The sequence below is a fragment of the Streptomyces sp. CBMA152 genome (assembly GCF_014596475.1).
Taxonomy (GTDB): domain Bacteria; phylum Actinomycetota; class Actinomycetes; order Streptomycetales; family Streptomycetaceae; genus Streptomyces.
In genome coordinates, this window is sequence record NZ_MECJ01000004.1 from 105,394 (window position 1) to 120,150 (window position 14,757).

The window sequence follows — 14,757 nt, forward strand, 5'->3', positions numbered from 1 at the left end:
AGTAACCGTGCCGCGCGCGGGCCCGTCAGTCCTGTGCGGCCGGCTCCGACAGGGCCACGCGGTGCTCGCCCGCGTACACGTTCATGGACGCGCCCCGTAGGAAGCCGACCAGCGTCAGACCGCTCTCGGCGGCCAGGTCGACCGCGAGCGAGGAGGGCGCCGAGACCGCCGCGAGCACCGGGATCCCGGCCATGACCGCCTTCTGGGCCAGTTCGAACGAGGCCCGGCCCGACACCAGCAGGATCGCCCGCGACAGCGGCAGTCCCCCGGCCTGCACGGCGCGTCCCACCAGCTTGTCCACCGCGTTGTGGCGGCCGACGTCCTCGCGGATGTCGAGCAGTTCGCCCTCGTCCGAGAAGAGCGCGGCCGCGTGCAGCCCGCCGGTCCGCTCGAAGACCCGCTGCGAGGCCCGCAGCCGCTCGGGCAGGCTCGCCAGGAGCTCGGGCGTGACACGGACCGGGGGAGTGTCGGCGATCGGGAAGCGCGCGTGGGTGCGGACGGCGTCGAGGCTGGCCTTGCCGCACAGTCCGCACGACGACGTCGTGTAGACGTTGCGCTCCAGGGTGATGTCGGGGACCTCGACGCCCGGCGCGAGCTGGACGTCCACCACGTTGTACGTGTTGACGCCCTCCGCCGTCGCCCCCGCGCAGTAGACGATCGACCGTATGTCGTCGGCGGCCGCGACCACGCCCTCGCTGACCAGGAACCCGGCCGCGAGCGCGAAGTCGTCGCCCGGGGTGCGCATGGTGATGGCGAGCGGTTTGCCGTTCAGCCGGATCTCCAGTGGCTCCTCGGCCACCAGCGTGTCCGGCCGGGCGGAGACCGCGCCGTCCCGGATGCGGATGACGCGGCGGCTCTCGGTGACCCGTCCCATGCGACTGTTCCCGATTCTGTACGTGCTGGAAGCCGAAGCGGCCCTTGATGCAGAGGGTGCCGTGGGTCACCGGGTCGTCGTGCGGCGAGGTGACCTCGACGATCTCATTGTCCTGCACCGGGAGCGTGAGGTTGCAGCCGACGCCGCAGTACGCGCAGACGGCCGTCGTCTCCGTCTGCGCCCCCTCGTCCCAGGTGCCCGCCGCCCGCATGTGGCCGCGAAGCACACGGCAGCCGCCCCGGAGCTGACACAAGGCTCCAAAGGCTCGGCGGGAAGCCTGTTGGATCTCTTGCCCCTGTACCGGTCGGTAGCCACGAAGACTGGATGGCTCCTGATGTCCTACGAGGGGAATCGAGGCATGACCGGCATGCGAGGCTCACGCGTCGTCGCGCTCGGGCACTACCAGCCCGCGAAGGTGCTCACCAACGACGACCTTGCCGCCATGGTCGAGACCAGCGACGAGTGGATCAGCAGCCGCGTCGGCATCCGCACCCGCCATGTGGCCGGGCCCGACGAGCCCGTCGACGAACTGGCCGCACACGCCGGCGCCAAGGCGCTGGCCGCCGCCGGGCTCACCCCCGCCGACATCGACCTCGTCCTGGTCGCCACCTCCACCGCGGTCGACCGTTCCCCGAACACCGCGGCCCGGGTCGCCGCCCGCCTCGGTATGGGCTCGCCCGCCGTGATGGACCTCAACGTCGTCTGCGCCGGGTTCACCCACGCCCTGGCCACCGCCGACCACGCCGTACGGGCCGGATCCTCGAAGCGGGCCCTGGTCATCGGCGCGGACAAGATGACCGCCATCGCCGACTGGACCGACCGCACCACCTGCGTCCTGGTCGGCGACGGCGCGGGCGCCGCCGTGGTCGAGGCGTTCGACGAGGAGCTGATCGGCCCGGTGCTGTGGGGCTCGGTCCCCGAGATGGGCCATGCCGTACGCATCGAGGGCACCCCGCCGGTCTTCGCGCAGGAGGGCCAGGCCGTCTACCGCTGGGCCACCACCCAACTCCCGCCGATCGCCCGCCAGGTGTGCGAGCGGGCCGGGCTCACCCCCGAGGACCTGGCCGCCGTCGTCCTGCACCAGGCCAATCTCCGCATCATCGAGCCGGTCGCCCGCAAGATCGGCGCGGTCAACGCGGTCATCGCGCGCGATGTCGTCGACTCCGGCAACACCTCGGCCGCGAGCATCCCGATGGCCCTGTCCAAGCTGGTGGAACGCGGCGAGATCGGCACCGGCGACCCGGTCCTGCTCTTCGGCTTCGGCGGCAACCTCTCGTACGCGGGCCAGGTCATCCGCTGCCCGTGACCGGACTTCTTCCGGTGCCCCTGACCGGATGTCGTCCCCTTCTCCCGGCCGGTCGGCCGCTCCTGGCCTGACATCGCGATCGGTAGCCTGTAGACGATAGCCAATCGCGCTTGAGGGGGCCCCAAGTTGTCCGCAGGACTGCCGCAGGGAACCGTGCCCAGGCTGGAGCGCCCGGGGCCGCTGCGCGAGCGGGTGTACGAGGCGCTGCTCGAACTCATCACGACGCGCGCGCTGCGGCCCGGCCAGCACCTGGTCGAGAGCGAACTGGCGGGACACCTCGGGGTGTCGCGGCAGCCGGTGCGCGAGGCGCTGCAGCGTCTGAACACCGAGGGCTGGGTCGATCTGCGCCCCGCGCAGGGCGCGTTCGTGCACGAGCCGACCGAGCAGGAGGCCGACCAGCTCCTCTCGGTGCGCACCCTCCTGGAGTCCGAGGCCGCCCGCCTCGTCGCCGCCCACTCCGGCTCCGCCGGGATCGCCGCTCTTGAGGCCCTGTGCGCCAAGGGCGAGCAGGCGGTCGCGGACGACGACATGGATCTCGCGGTGGCGACCAACGCCGAGTTCCACGCCAAGGTGATGGAGCTCGCCGGCAACCTCGTCCTCGCCGAACTCGCCGCCCAGGTGGACCGGCGGGTGCGCTGGTACTACACCCCGGTCGCCCGGCGCCGCGGCACCCAGTCCTGGGTCGAGCACCGCGAAATCGTCGCGGCGATCTCCGCACGCGACGAGGAGGGCGCGACGGCGGTGATGCGCGCCCATACGGAACGCACCCGCGCCACGCACCACGAGCGCGCGGACAAGGACTGATCGAACTGGCGTGGATTCAGGCCGAGTTGGCTGCCTGACCCGCCGCGCTTTCGGCTTCCGTATCCGCGCACTCACCCCACCGCGCCTCCGCGAGCAGCATCGCGACCAGGACGAGCACCAGCGCGAACAGCTCGGCGAGCGCGTCCACATGGATGCCCAGCAGCGCGGTGGCGAGCGCGGCTGCGGTGGCCGCCGCGCGATAGCCCAGCGGCGCGATCCGCAGCGACGCGCGGAAGGCGACGTTGCCCGCGAGGAAGAGTGCCACACCGCCCGCGAGCGCCACGGCGGGCGCGGTCGGCAGGTGGTCCGGCAGATGCCCGATGGACTTCTTCACCCCGGCCGCGAGCACGGCGACCCCGAGCAGCATCGGGATGAAGCAGTAGAAGTACGCGCGCATGGTGGTCCGGAAGCGGGTGATCCCGGTGACCCTGCGCAGCGCCGCCTCGGCCGCCGCCTCGTCCCGGATGAAGTACGTCCACCACAGTGCGGTCGCCAGTGCGAGGGCGAGCACCACCCCGCCGAACAGGCCGAGATCCAGGTGGAGATTGCCGGAGCCGACGCCGATCGCGATGACGGACTCGCCGAACGCGACGATCAGCAGCAGCCCGTGGCGCTCCACGAAGTGCGCCGGGTCCAGCGCCCCGACCCGGCTGGTCACCGGCTCGCTGATGTCGGTGTAACGGCCGGTGATCCGGCCCGAGATGACCGGGGTGGCCGTCTGGATCACGATCGCCGCCAGCCACCACGCCTCGGCGGCGCGGCCGCCGACCGTACCGGCGGCGGTGACACAGAGCGCGGCCGCCACATTGGGCAGCGCGAAACTGAGCACGTACCGGCCGTGGATCAGCGCGTACAACGCGCTGTGCACCACGGTGACCAGCAGAAGGCCGAGGCCGAACGCCACGCCGTCGTCCTTGAACACCCCCGGGATCGCCAGCGCGCAGGTCAGGAAACCGCTCATGCCGAGGACGAGCGGGAGCCGCCGGGCGTTGGTCTCGGGCGGCACCTGGTTGGTGAGATACGCGTACGCCCCGTACATCCAGAACAGCACCACGAAGATCAGCAGTACGCGTCCGGCCTGGGCGAACGACAGGTCCTGGGTGAGCAGTACGGTCAGCTGGGTCAGGGTGAAGACGAAGACCAGATCGAAGAAGAGCTCCAGCGTGGAGACCCGCCGGTCCTCACCGCCGGACGCCGGTGCCTCCTGCGGTGCTCCGGTGGCGCCGCCCGCGTCCGCCATGTGGTCCCCCTGCCTCGTATGACTGTGCCGTTCGTGCGGCGCACACCATAACCGAGGCGGGGGAGGCCACTTGCGGGTGCGGCAGCAGTGCGACCGGCCCGATCGGCCTGGTCCCCGAGTCCGGCACCCTCACGTATCAACTCGTATACGAACTACGGGAGACGGGGATTCTCCACGGCGGTCGGAACCGGCGGTGCTCCCGTCGCCGGAACCAGCCACGTCGACTGCCCCGCGGCCTCGAAGCCATGGGCGTACGGGGCGGATCGACCCCGACCGGGACGGCCCGGCCGGTCCTCGGCCGTCTCGACATGCGGACTGAACTCACGTGATGTCACTCATAGTTGGCCGTGGGTGCGTACCGCCGCCGGTCCCGTGTCACTACCTTCGCCGTACGGCCGCCCCGTGCGAAGGCGGCCCGTAGCGCCACCTCCTGCCCCGCCCGACCTGAGCGGAGACCCACAGATGGCACCCACCCTCACCCTCAAGCCCGGCACCGCCTGGACCGACGCCTGGCAGCGCTGCCGGGCGATCGCGCCCGAGGCGTTCCGGGACGACCGCGTCCTCAACCTCTGGGCCGCGCAGTGGCGGCCCGACGGCCGCGCCCTGCCCGCCACCAGCCCCATTGACGGCACTCCCATCGCGGGCCCACCGCGCCTGGACGCGCCCACCGCCCAACAGGCGGTCCGCGCCTCGCTCGACCAGCACCGCGCCTGGCGGCACACCCCGCTCGCCGAGCGCCGGGCCCGCGTCGGCGCCACCCTCGACGCGCTCACCGAACACCGAGAACTGCTCGCCCTGCTGCTCGTCTGGGAGATCGGCAAGCCCTGGCGGCTGGCCCAGGCGGACGTCGACCGCGCGATCGACGGCGTGCGCTGGTACGTGGAGAACATCGACGCGATGGTCGACGGCCGCACCCCGCTGGCCGGTCCCGTCTCCAACATCGCGAGCTGGAACTATCCGATGAGCGTGCTCGTTCACGCAATGCTGGTACAGGCACTGGCCGGCAACGCCGTCATCGCCAAGACCCCGACGGACGGCGGCGTCGCCTGTCTCACCCTGGCCAGTGCGCTGGCCGCGCGCGAGGGCATTCCCGTCACCCTCGTCAGCGGCAGCGGCGGCGAGCTCTCCGAGGCCTTGGTGCGCTCGCCGGAGATCGGCTGTGTTTCGTTCGTCGGCGGCCGCGACACCGGCGCGCGCATCGCCACGGCCGTCACCGACATCGGCAAGCGGCACATCCTCGAACAGGAAGGGCTCAACACCTGGGGAATCTGGAACTATTCGGACTGGGACGCCCTGTCCACCGTCATTCCCAAGCTGTACGACTACGGCAAGCAGCGATGCACCGCGTACCCGAGGTTCGTCGTCCAACGTGCGCTCTTCGACCAGTTCCTCGCCGCGTACCTCCCGGCGGTCCGCAAGGTCCGCACCGGTCACCCGCTCGCGGTCGAGCACCCCGAAGACGCCCTGCCCGAGCTGGACTTCGGGCCGCTCATCAACGCGGCCAAGGCCAAGGAGCTCGGTGACCAGGTAGCCGAGGCGATCGACCGCGGCGCCGTCCCGCTGCACCGGGGCAGCCTCGCCGAAGGACGCTTCCTGGCGGGCCAGGACACCGGCGCGTATCTGCCGCCGGTGACGCTGCTCAACCCGCCGCCGTCGTCACCGCTGTTCCACGCGGAGCCGTTCGGCCCGGTCGACACCATCGTCCTGGTCGACACGGAGGCGGAGCTCCTGGCCGCCATGAACGCCTCGAACGGGGCGCTGGTCGCCAGCCTGTCGACCGACGACCCGGAGACCTACGCCCGCCTCGCCCCGCAGATACGGGCCTTCAAGGTCGGCCGCGGCAAGGCGCGTTCACGCGGTGACCGCGAGGAGCTGTTCGGCGGCTTCGGCGCGTCCTGGCGCGGCGCGTTCGTCGGCGGCGAGCTGCTGGTCCGGGCGGTCACGGAGGGGCCGACGGGGGAGCGGCTGCCGGGGAACTTCCCGGAGTCGTACGCGTAGGGGTTCGCTTCTTACGTGGTGCGCTTGCGGAGGACGTCGAGGGCGCGGTCGGCATGCACGTTCATGCGGATCTCGCTCTTGACGATCTCCAGGACGCGGCGGTCGGTGTCTATGACGAACGTGCCGCGCTTGGTCGGGGCCATGCTGAACCCCCGCTTGACGCCGAACCGTTCGCGTACGGCACCGTCCGGGTCCGAGAGCAGCGGATAGCCGAACGAGTGCTTCTCGGTGAACTCGGCCTGCCGCTCGACGGAATCGGCGCTGATCCCGACCGGCTGCGCCCCGAGGGCCCGGAACTCCCCGGCGATGTCGCGGAAGTGGCACGCCTGCGCGGTGCAGCCGGGGGTGAAGGCCGCGGGGTAGAAGAACAGCACGGCAGGGCCCTGGGCCAGCAGCCCGGAGAGGCTGCGCGGGGTGCCGGTCTCGTCGGGGAGCTCGAAGTCGTCGACCGTGTCGCCAATTCTCATGGGGGCAGTCAATCACTGCCGAGGTGGGGTCCTTCGGGTGCGGGCCGTCCTGGGCTGGTCGCGCAGTTCCCCGCGCCCCCGAGTGGCGCGGGAACGCATCGGACTTCCACAAGTCCGCTCAGCCGATCCCCTGCCTGTCCCCCTCCAGCGCGAACGCCCGTTCCGCCGATTCCGGGACGCTTCGTTCCACCGCCTGCACGAGCAGGGCCCGATGGCGGAGCAGTGGCTCGGCGCGTTCCGGGGGAGCCAGCCGCAGGAGCTCGTCCAGGGCGGCCATCAGACGGCGGGTGACCTGGGGGCTGCCGATCGCGTACGTACGGATCTCGGCGAAGCCGAGGTCCACGAAGTCGCCCCACGACGGTACGGGCTGGACGAGACGCACGGTGCCCTGCCGGTCCCGGTGGCCCACGCTGCCGAGCGGGAGGTGGGCGAGCGCGGCGAGGAGCTGCTCGATCCGGTCCAGGCACTGCACCGCCGTCGTCGGATCGTTCACGGCCGGGGACAGCGCCCGCAGCGCGATGTCGCCGAGCTGGCGCAGCCCGAAGCCGAGGTCCTGGTGGAAGGTGCGCTCCACCCCCACCGACACCGTGTACCCGAGCGCCCCGCGCGACGGCGCCCGCCCGCCGTGCACCGCGAGCACGGGGGTGCCGGGCACCACGAAGTCCCCGATACGGGGGATCAGCCGCAGCACCACGTCCTGGCGGCGGGCGGCCCGTACGAGCCGCGCGATGTTCACGTCCCGCAGCAGCCCGGCCCGCCCGCTGTGGCCGACCTGACCGCTCTCCCCGGGCAGCTCGTCCCCGTCGACCCCGCCCCGGGGCATCTTGTGCAGCACCTGGAACGCCTCGGCGGTGATCCGCTCGACGACGTGCCCGACGCGCATCAGCCGCAGCGTCGCGTTCACGTACGCGATGAAGAGGAGCAGGCTCAGGGCGACCATCACGATGGTCAGCACGCTCTGGGTGACGGGCACGCTGTCCACGCGCCGGGGATCGGTCTCGCCGCTGTACGAGGTGAGGACGAGCAGCGAGAGCGCGAAGGTGGAGAGGAAGACGGCGAAGGTCAGCTTGGTGATCCGGGAGCGTACGAAGATCCGCACCACACGCGGCGTGAGCCCGCTCGCCATCTGCACGGCGACCAGCGAGATGCTGAAGACCACACCGATGAAGGTCATCATCGCCGAGCTGACGGTGGTGACCACGGTCTTCAGGTCGTCGACGAGCCCGATGAGATCGGTGATCGCCTCGTACTCCTGCTGCCGGTGCAGCTCGTCGACGATCGCCGTGTCCAGCCAGTGCGCCAGCAGCCACAGCACACACACCAGCGCCAGCGCCGCACTCGGCGCGAACCAGAAGGTGTCCCGCAGATGCTCCCGCAGCGGCGACAGCATCCGAGGCCGCCGATAACGCTCGCCGTCGTTGCCCACCTGCCGAGGCTAGGGGGTGTCCGGCGGATCTCGCCGAGGACGCGCGGGCCGACGTGCTCTCCCCCAAGGACTGAAAGTCCAGGGGGGACCCCAGTGTCGCGGCCCGCCCGCGCTCGCCTGACCACGCGATATGTGGGTGAACGGCGCCTCAAACCCCTGGTAGAGTTATCTCTGTCGCCGCGGGGAGCAAGCCCGCGAGACACACACCTAGTCCGGGTGGCGGAATGGCAGACGCGCTAGCTTGAGGTGCTAGTGCCCTTTATCGGGCGTGGGGGTTCAAGTCCCCCCTCGGACACTTTCTTTTCACCAACCAAGTGCTGGCCGGGAGTAATCCCGACCAGCACTTTGCGTTGTGCGTGGTGGTATTCGAGGGTCACACCGAGCTCGGCGTACAGCCGGGTCTTGAGGGGCCGGTCTGCGGTACGCAGGACGTCGGCGGCGTATCCCGCCGCATCGACGATCCGGGCGATCTGGTCGCGACTGAGGGCGGAGCGGACGGGTACCGTCTGCAAGCGGGTGGCGGTGCGCTTGCGCAGGGCCTCGGTCTCGGAGATCCATGCGGCGACGGTGTGGGAGGCGGCGGCGCCCGAGTCGAGCAGGGCCCGGTAGTTCGTGAGCTTGCGGTCACAGTCTGTGATGACGGCCTGGAGTTCAGCCGGAGGGTGGGGGGCGGTGGTCCGCTGGGCGGCGTGGAGGCGGTCGATGGTGTCGGCGCGTCGGCCGGGGGCGAACTGGAGGCTGATCCACCGGTCGACAGGCGGTAGGACGTCCTTCTCGCGCAGGAAGAGGTTGCGCGGGTGGTCGATCTTGTTGGCGAGGGCGTACTGCTCCGGGTAGCGGCACCGGTAGTAGGGCTCGGAGCGGACGGATTGGCAGCTCATCTTGCGGTGGCAGTACCCGCAGACGAGTCGGCCGGCCAGGACGTAGACGTGCAGCTTGCCCGCCCGTTCCTTCGGGCTTCTGGTGCGGGTGCCGGAGTCGAAGATCTCCTTTGCGTGGAGGTAGTCCTCCATGGAGACGAGCGGCGTGTGGGCGATCTGCTTGGACCAGATCCACTGGCCGGGATCGTTCCAGCGCATGCGGGTTTCGTAGCCGAGGGCGACGTCTTCGACGTCGAGGAGGATCTCCTGTTTGCGCTGCCGGTTCCAGACCTGGTGGCCGGTGTAGCGGGGGTTCTGGAGGATGGTGCGTACCGCGCCCTTGGACCAGGCGATGCCGCTGCGGTGCGGATTGCGGTCGGGGTCGTGGGCGGAGGGGCACGGGATGTCGTCGCGAGTGAGGCATTCGGCGATGGCGTAGAGTCCGCGGCCGCGGAGGCGGCCGGGCAGGAACTCGCTGAAGATCCACTGGACGACCCAGCCGACGGCGGGGTCGAGCTCCAGGCGGTGAAGCCGCTTTCCGTCGGCGGCCTTCGACGGGTTGGGATGCGGCCCGGCGTCGCCCAGGAGATAGCCGTACGGGGGTCTGCCGCCCAGGTATCTGCCCTCGACGAGGGCTTGGGCCGCCATGGCGGCGCGGACGCGGATCTTGATGCGGTTGCGTTCGCCCTTGCTCATGCCGCCGAAGACGGACATGACAAGGTCGTGGGCTTCGCTGTCGGGGTTGATCGGGCCGCCGACTTCGGGCACCCACAACTCGACGCCGTAGTGGGTGAAGAGGGGGTGGGTGAGACTGTACTGGTTGTCGTAGAAGACACGTTGCGGTTCGCCGATCACGACCGCGCTGAACCCCCGGTCGGGGTTCTTGAGCGCGTCGAGGAGTGCGGAGGCTCGTGGACGTCGGCGCCAGGGCAGGGAGCGCGAGTGCCCGATGTCGAAGTACTCGGCGACGACGCTCCCGCCGACCGGTTCGATCAGAGCCTGGGCCCGGTTCAGCTGCCAGGCACGAGAGGCCGCCGGGTCCTGCAGATCCTCGGTCGAGCACCGACCGGCGAAGGCGAAACGGATCATGCCGTGCTCCTCGGGCAAGGGCCGTGACGTGATGGGCGTGGTCGTCCGTGGTACCTCTGCACGGGCCAGAGGGCCAGCTGACCGGGACCCGTCCTTTGCGGGCGGGGAGTCTGTCGGGGATCACGGCCGGGCCTCTTGGTCGAGGGCGTTCTCGCAGGCGGCGATGAGGATGCGCAACCAAACCGCCGCTGCGCCGGGGGTGAGGGCGGGAGGCTGCTCTGGTAGGAGCACCTGGACGGGCACCTCGTTGCTCGCCCTGCTCCCCAGGTGGGAGCGGTGCTGGTGCGCGGCGTGCTGCGTGCTTTGGGTAGGTGGTGTGACGTCAGGTCGGGGCGGGCCGGGTTGCATGCTGGGGCGTAGTCGGCCGGTGCATTTCGCGCTGGCTGGACGCGTCGCCTCATCCATGGTGCTCTCCTCGAACGTCGTCGTTTGAGTGGGCACCTTCTAAGGAGAAAATCCGCCCTGATGTTGCCATCGCGACGGATCTTGTTACGCCTGGCCGAGGCGCGAGGTGGCGGCTCGTGCGTGGTGCTTAGCGCATAGGGGTGCGGGGACCGTCCTGGTTGATGGGGCTGGGTGATCACGTCGGAGACGGTCCGAACGAGGTGCAGCCCGTCGGGGGAAAGGCACTCGGGAACAGGCCCGGACGCCGGGAAACAGGCGGTTGAGTTGGTGGTGGCGGGTTCGGCGTTCTAGGTATGCACCCAAGCGACCGAACTTTGGTCGTCCACGGCAGGGCTGAGTTCATAACTACCGCTCGGTTCATCGGCTCCGCCAGGTGCTTGGCAGCGGAGAGCGAGATCCATGCAACAGGCGGGATCACCTCACTTGCGAGCAATCACCGCAAGCTCACCTTGATATCCAGCGATACCGGCGTGGGCAGGATGATCGGGCAGCCCGTACCTATGCAGAAGCCCCGCTCCTACTTGTCTCGCCACCGAAGCGGAATAACCCGATTTATGTGAATTGTGCCACCATGGTAGACGGGTGATGTCAGTGGTGTAGGGAAGAATCGCTAGCGGGGAGGAGAACTGATGACTGACGATCGAGATGCCTCTGACCAGCGCATACCCACCCCTGGTGGCTGTCGCTGGTGTGGGCTTGAGGCCCGTGAACATGCTCAGCGATGGAAGCCGCCGGTGGGATGGCACAAGTGGGAGCCTCCGACGCTTGAACAACGTAAGGAGCGCATGCTCGCACGGCGCCGACAACGTCGGGATGGAGGGACTAGAGCAACGATGCGCGTTGTTACCCTGTGGCTAGCTTTCTGAGTTGTCCGAAGATCTCGCGCAGCTGGGCGGGCACCTGATCGGGGCTGGTGAGTGCGCTTACCAGCTCATACATCATGTCCGGCTTGCCACTCGGCCCGGCAGGGCTTTTCTCTCGAAGCATGTTCAGCACTTCCTTGCTGAACTTCTTGCCGGGGCGGTGCGCGGTGAAGTCCGCCGCGGTCCAAGGCGCTTGCTTCGGCCAGACATCGTTGGCGACTGCGGCCCACAGATCGTCGGGGAAGAGTTCCTCCAGCTCATTGAAGGCATCCGGCTCGCCGACAAAGCGCACGTGATCTGCGACGGAGTCGCCGAAGAATTGCTGGAGCCGGGCATCTTTGAAGAGCCCCTTGGGCAGGTTCCGGCTGTCGGCGTCCACCATGAGCATCACGGATCGGCCGTGTTCGACGAGGTATCGGGCGAGGTGAAGTGCTCCTTCGTTGTTGAAGCAAGCCCACAGGGCGATGCCGGCCGACTGCAGGGACAGCCCTTCCGACAGTCTGAACAGCACCGGGATCACTCGCTGCTCCGTATCGCCTTCGACGGCGAGGAAGCAACGCTCGTGAAGGAGAACAGAGTTGCGCAATCCCACAGCGGTTGCGATCTGCCCGAGGTGGGCATCGATCGCGCCGTGTGTGTCGGCTCCGAGCCGCTCTATGACCGTGCGCCCGTCTTCCAATCGCAGGTGTACGACGTCCGCGATGTCGACGCCGTCGATCAGGTTCATCGAGTGGGTGGCGACGATGACGTTCACGTGCGGTAGTGCGCCCTGATCGCGGACCAGTTGCATGATCTTGCGCTGGTGGCCATAGTCGAGGTGCGTGTCCGGCTCGTCGTAGATCACGATCGTCTGGACGGGCGGTGGCGCGGACTCCTCCTCGGTGTCGGATCCCGTGGAGGCGCCGATGTCGCCGAATTCCTCGGTCGACAGGAGCTGGCTGTTCCACTCCCAGATCGCGAGGGAGATGCGACGCGAGCTGCCGAGGCCGGAACTGCCCAGGCTGACGGCCTCGCCCTTCGCCCGGGAGATCCGAAGGGGAGCTCCGCGGAGACCGTGCGAGAACGAGACCTCGGGTTCGACGAACACCTCGGTCAGATCGTCGCAACGAGTCCGGATGTGTTCGCACATCGACTTCGCATCGCTTTGCAGGCGCGCCTTGATGTCGCTTTCGATCGTCTGTAGATGCCCCTGAAGGGTCGCATCCGCCATGTGCGTCTGGTAACGGCCCATCAAGGCGGTCTTTACCGCACCGTCAGGGTCGGTTGCCTTCCCGTCGAAGGGTAGGAGCCGGGGCAGCCTGCGCTCCAAACCCTTGGGCGCCGGCACCCAGGCTGACGTGGAGGCGTGCGCCAGGCCGTACTTGCGCAGGGCGGGCTCGATGTCTGGGCGTTTGATGGAGGTGAGCTCAGGCAGGAGTTCCTTGGCGGCAGCCCTGACTTCGGCCAGCGACAGCTGAGAAGGGTCTCGTAGTCGCTCGTCATCAGGTAGTGGAGCCCAGCATTCAAGTACCGAGGCCTTGCCGATGGCCGCACTTCGACGTACGCGTAGGTTTTCGGGGAGCCCGAATTCCTCCTGCTCCCAGGCGTCGAGAGTGAAGAGTCCTTCGATCCAGGTGGACGCACAGCGCGAGCAGGGAGCGGCAGCCTCACCACCAGCCGTCTCCGCGAGCTCGTACGTACGGTCATCCTCGGCCAACTGCTCGTTGCCCACGAGGAAAGCGAGAGCCGCGAGCACGGCACTCTTCCCGCCGTCGTTCTGACCGGCGAGGATCGTCGGTGTGCTCACTGGGATGTGCTGGACGTCCTTGAGCGAGCGGAACCCGCATACCGTGAAGCTGTGGAGGTGCACCGTTCTCTGCCGCTCCGTTCGCTCGCGACGAGTGGCAATCTCGTCGTCGACCAGTAACGCCCAGCCTCACGCGTCTGCATGGGCACCGAATCCCCCAGACGCATCATCTTATGTCCTGCGGTGAACCGCCTACCGCGTATGCCGACCGATCCGACTCGATCGAGCTGATGCGTGTGGGAAGCCGGGGCTGCTGGAACCTCCGAGCCGACGCCTCGCCTGCGACCGGGGCCTGTGAGACTGCTGTGTTCTACCTGGTTGTGGAGGGGTACATGTCTCTATGATCGCCTTCTTGGTCCTCAGACGATCACCAAGTCGGTGACCTTGCGTCGGTGTTGCCGTGCCATCGCCTGTGGAATCTACGGGCCTCCGGTATGAGTCACCCTTACCCAACCGTGTCTGGCCACCACTTCAACGACATCGTGAACTCCGCGCCACCGTCTGGGCTCGGCTTCCCGCCAGGGATGGGAAAACCAGGGGCTGGTGTCCACCTGTGGAGTGCCACCTCCTCCTCTGGCATGGCGAGTTGTTGTCCCGGCTGCCGCTCCTGGTGACGGCTCACAGGCGATCGCGGAGACGTCTCAGCGCTGCGTGCACGACCTGCTGGCGTCGCGGCCCGCACCAGCGGACTCCTCAATTCCGCAGGTCGGGGGTAGTTTGGTGATCGCGTGCAGGGCTGGAATCTCGGTCCCGGACGTTGTACATGGCAGACGGCGGTTCCGGAGGGGGGATTGTCTTGACCGATGCTCTGTGTGCGTGGGTGACGCCCCGGTGCGATTCCAGCCGAGGGGCGCCGAGTGACCTTGCAGACGAGGAGTCTTGAGACCGATGACGCCGAACATCCACTCCCACGAGATCGAACTGCGTGACATCGAGGAGGCATTGGAACAGGCGCTCGGCGTCGTGCGCAACGTTCCACGCGACGGCCTTACCGCCGTGGAGTGGCTTGAGGTGTCGGCGAGGCTCGGTGAGCTGCAGGCTCAGGCCCGTGAGGCGTCCGGACGCATGCGTCAGGCGCTCCTGGGCTCCGCGCGAACGGCGATTCTGGTCTATATGCGCGCGCATGCGGGGGAGCCGGTTCCTGCCGCGGCTCTGGAAGGCGTGGCAGGTATCCAAGCCTGGACCCGGCGGATCCGGGAGCTGCGCACCCCGTTCGGCTGGGATGTCGAAAGCGGCACGTGGGCCGCGGACATGCAGAAGGACCAGTACCGCCTGGTGGCTGACCGACTCGATGAGAGCGCGGCTGACGACGACCGGCTTGCGACGGCGATCAGCGGCAAGACCTCCAAGGAGCGAGTGCTCGAATACCTGTTGCACCTGAGCCCCTGGCCTGTGAGTCCGCAGCGCCTTGAAAGGGTGGCGGGGGTGCCCACCTGGCGACAGGACATCCAGGAGCTCATCGGCGAGGGCTGGCTCATTCGTTCACACGAGGACGAGCCGCAACTCGCCCCGGGTTTCCATCGCTTGGCGAGGCTCGAAGACTGAGCGCGCTGGCGGGCGGGGCCTGAAGAGGTGGCCAGTACGCAAGAAATGGATCAGATGTTCTATTAACTTGCGGGCTTCCGAACCGAGTCAAGCC

The 14,757-nt window shown here is 68.7% G+C and carries 9 protein-coding genes, 1 tRNA gene and 2 pseudogenes; 5 read left to right on the top strand and 7 right to left on the bottom strand.

The window, feature by feature from the left end:
• Nucleotides 1–25 precede the first annotated feature (25 nt).
• Both fdhD and BG418_RS04920 read right to left on the bottom strand, forming a co-directional pair.
• Nucleotides 26–874 (bottom strand): formate dehydrogenase accessory sulfurtransferase FdhD, encoded by an 849-nt coding sequence (gene fdhD / locus BG418_RS04915; protein ID WP_188272439.1) that lies wholly within the window; start codon nt 872–874, stop codon nt 26–28.
• A gap of 7 nt (nt 875–881) precedes the next feature.
• A pseudogene (locus tag BG418_RS04920) lies at nt 882–1,085 on the bottom strand (Fe-S-binding domain-containing protein); the annotation flags it as partial.
• Nucleotides 1,086–1,241: 156 nt separating this feature from the next.
• Between BG418_RS04920 and BG418_RS04925 the strand changes: the two are divergent.
• Nucleotides 1,242–2,180, top strand: coding sequence for a beta-ketoacyl-ACP synthase III (locus BG418_RS04925; RefSeq protein ID WP_188272510.1), 939 nt, complete (start codon nt 1,242–1,244; stop codon nt 2,178–2,180).
• 126 nt (nt 2,181–2,306) lie between these two features.
• A complete protein-coding gene (locus BG418_RS04930) occupies nt 2,307–2,984 on the top strand; it encodes a GntR family transcriptional regulator (protein WP_188272440.1) in 678 nt (225 codons plus the stop codon).
• A 16-nt stretch (nt 2,985–3,000) separates the two neighbouring features.
• On the opposite strand, the gene BG418_RS04935 is transcribed toward BG418_RS04930, so the two are convergent.
• The gene (locus tag BG418_RS04935; protein WP_188272441.1) at nt 3,001–4,224 is read right to left on the bottom strand and encodes a low temperature requirement protein A; all 1,224 of its coding nucleotides are present in this window, start codon (nt 4,222–4,224) and stop codon (nt 3,001–3,003) included.
• Between the two features lie 462 nt (nt 4,225–4,686).
• Between BG418_RS04935 and BG418_RS04940 the strand changes: the two genes are divergently transcribed.
• The gene (locus BG418_RS04940; RefSeq protein ID WP_188272442.1) at nt 4,687–6,222 is read left to right on the top strand and encodes an aldehyde dehydrogenase family protein; all 1,536 of its coding nucleotides are present in this window, start codon (nt 4,687–4,689) and stop codon (nt 6,220–6,222) included.
• 11 nt (nt 6,223–6,233) lie between these two features.
• Here the strand turns inward: BG418_RS04940 and BG418_RS04945 are convergent, their stop codons facing one another.
• Complete coding sequence (locus tag BG418_RS04945; RefSeq protein ID WP_188272443.1) at nt 6,234–6,689, bottom strand: peroxiredoxin; 456 nt, start codon at nt 6,687–6,689, stop codon at nt 6,234–6,236.
• A gap of 118 nt (nt 6,690–6,807) precedes the next feature.
• Nucleotides 6,808–8,079: a DUF2254 domain-containing protein gene (locus BG418_RS04950; protein WP_188272511.1), complete on the bottom strand. Its 1,272-nt coding sequence runs from the start codon at nt 8,077–8,079 to the stop codon at nt 6,808–6,810.
• Nucleotides 8,080–8,325: 246 nt separating this feature from the next.
• Between BG418_RS04950 and BG418_RS04955 the strand changes: the two genes are divergently transcribed.
• Nucleotides 8,326–8,410 (top strand) — tRNA-Leu (locus BG418_RS04955).
• Between the two features lie 742 nt (nt 8,411–9,152).
• Here the strand turns inward: BG418_RS04955 and BG418_RS41095 are convergent.
• Nucleotides 9,153–10,064, bottom strand: a pseudogene (locus tag BG418_RS41095) (recombinase family protein); the annotation flags it as partial.
• A 1,248-nt stretch (nt 10,065–11,312) separates the two neighbouring features.
• On the bottom strand, nt 11,313–13,118 hold the full coding sequence (locus tag BG418_RS04970) for a TOPRIM nucleotidyl transferase/hydrolase domain-containing protein (protein WP_398997595.1): 1,806 nt from the start codon (nt 13,116–13,118) through the stop codon (nt 11,313–11,315).
• An 888-nt stretch (nt 13,119–14,006) separates the two neighbouring features.
• On the opposite strand from BG418_RS04970, the gene BG418_RS04975 reads away from it, so the two are divergent.
• On the top strand, nt 14,007–14,663 hold the full coding sequence (locus tag BG418_RS04975; protein WP_188272445.1) for a hypothetical protein: 657 nt from the start codon (nt 14,007–14,009) through the stop codon (nt 14,661–14,663).
• The last annotated feature ends 94 nt before the right edge of the window (nt 14,664–14,757 follow it).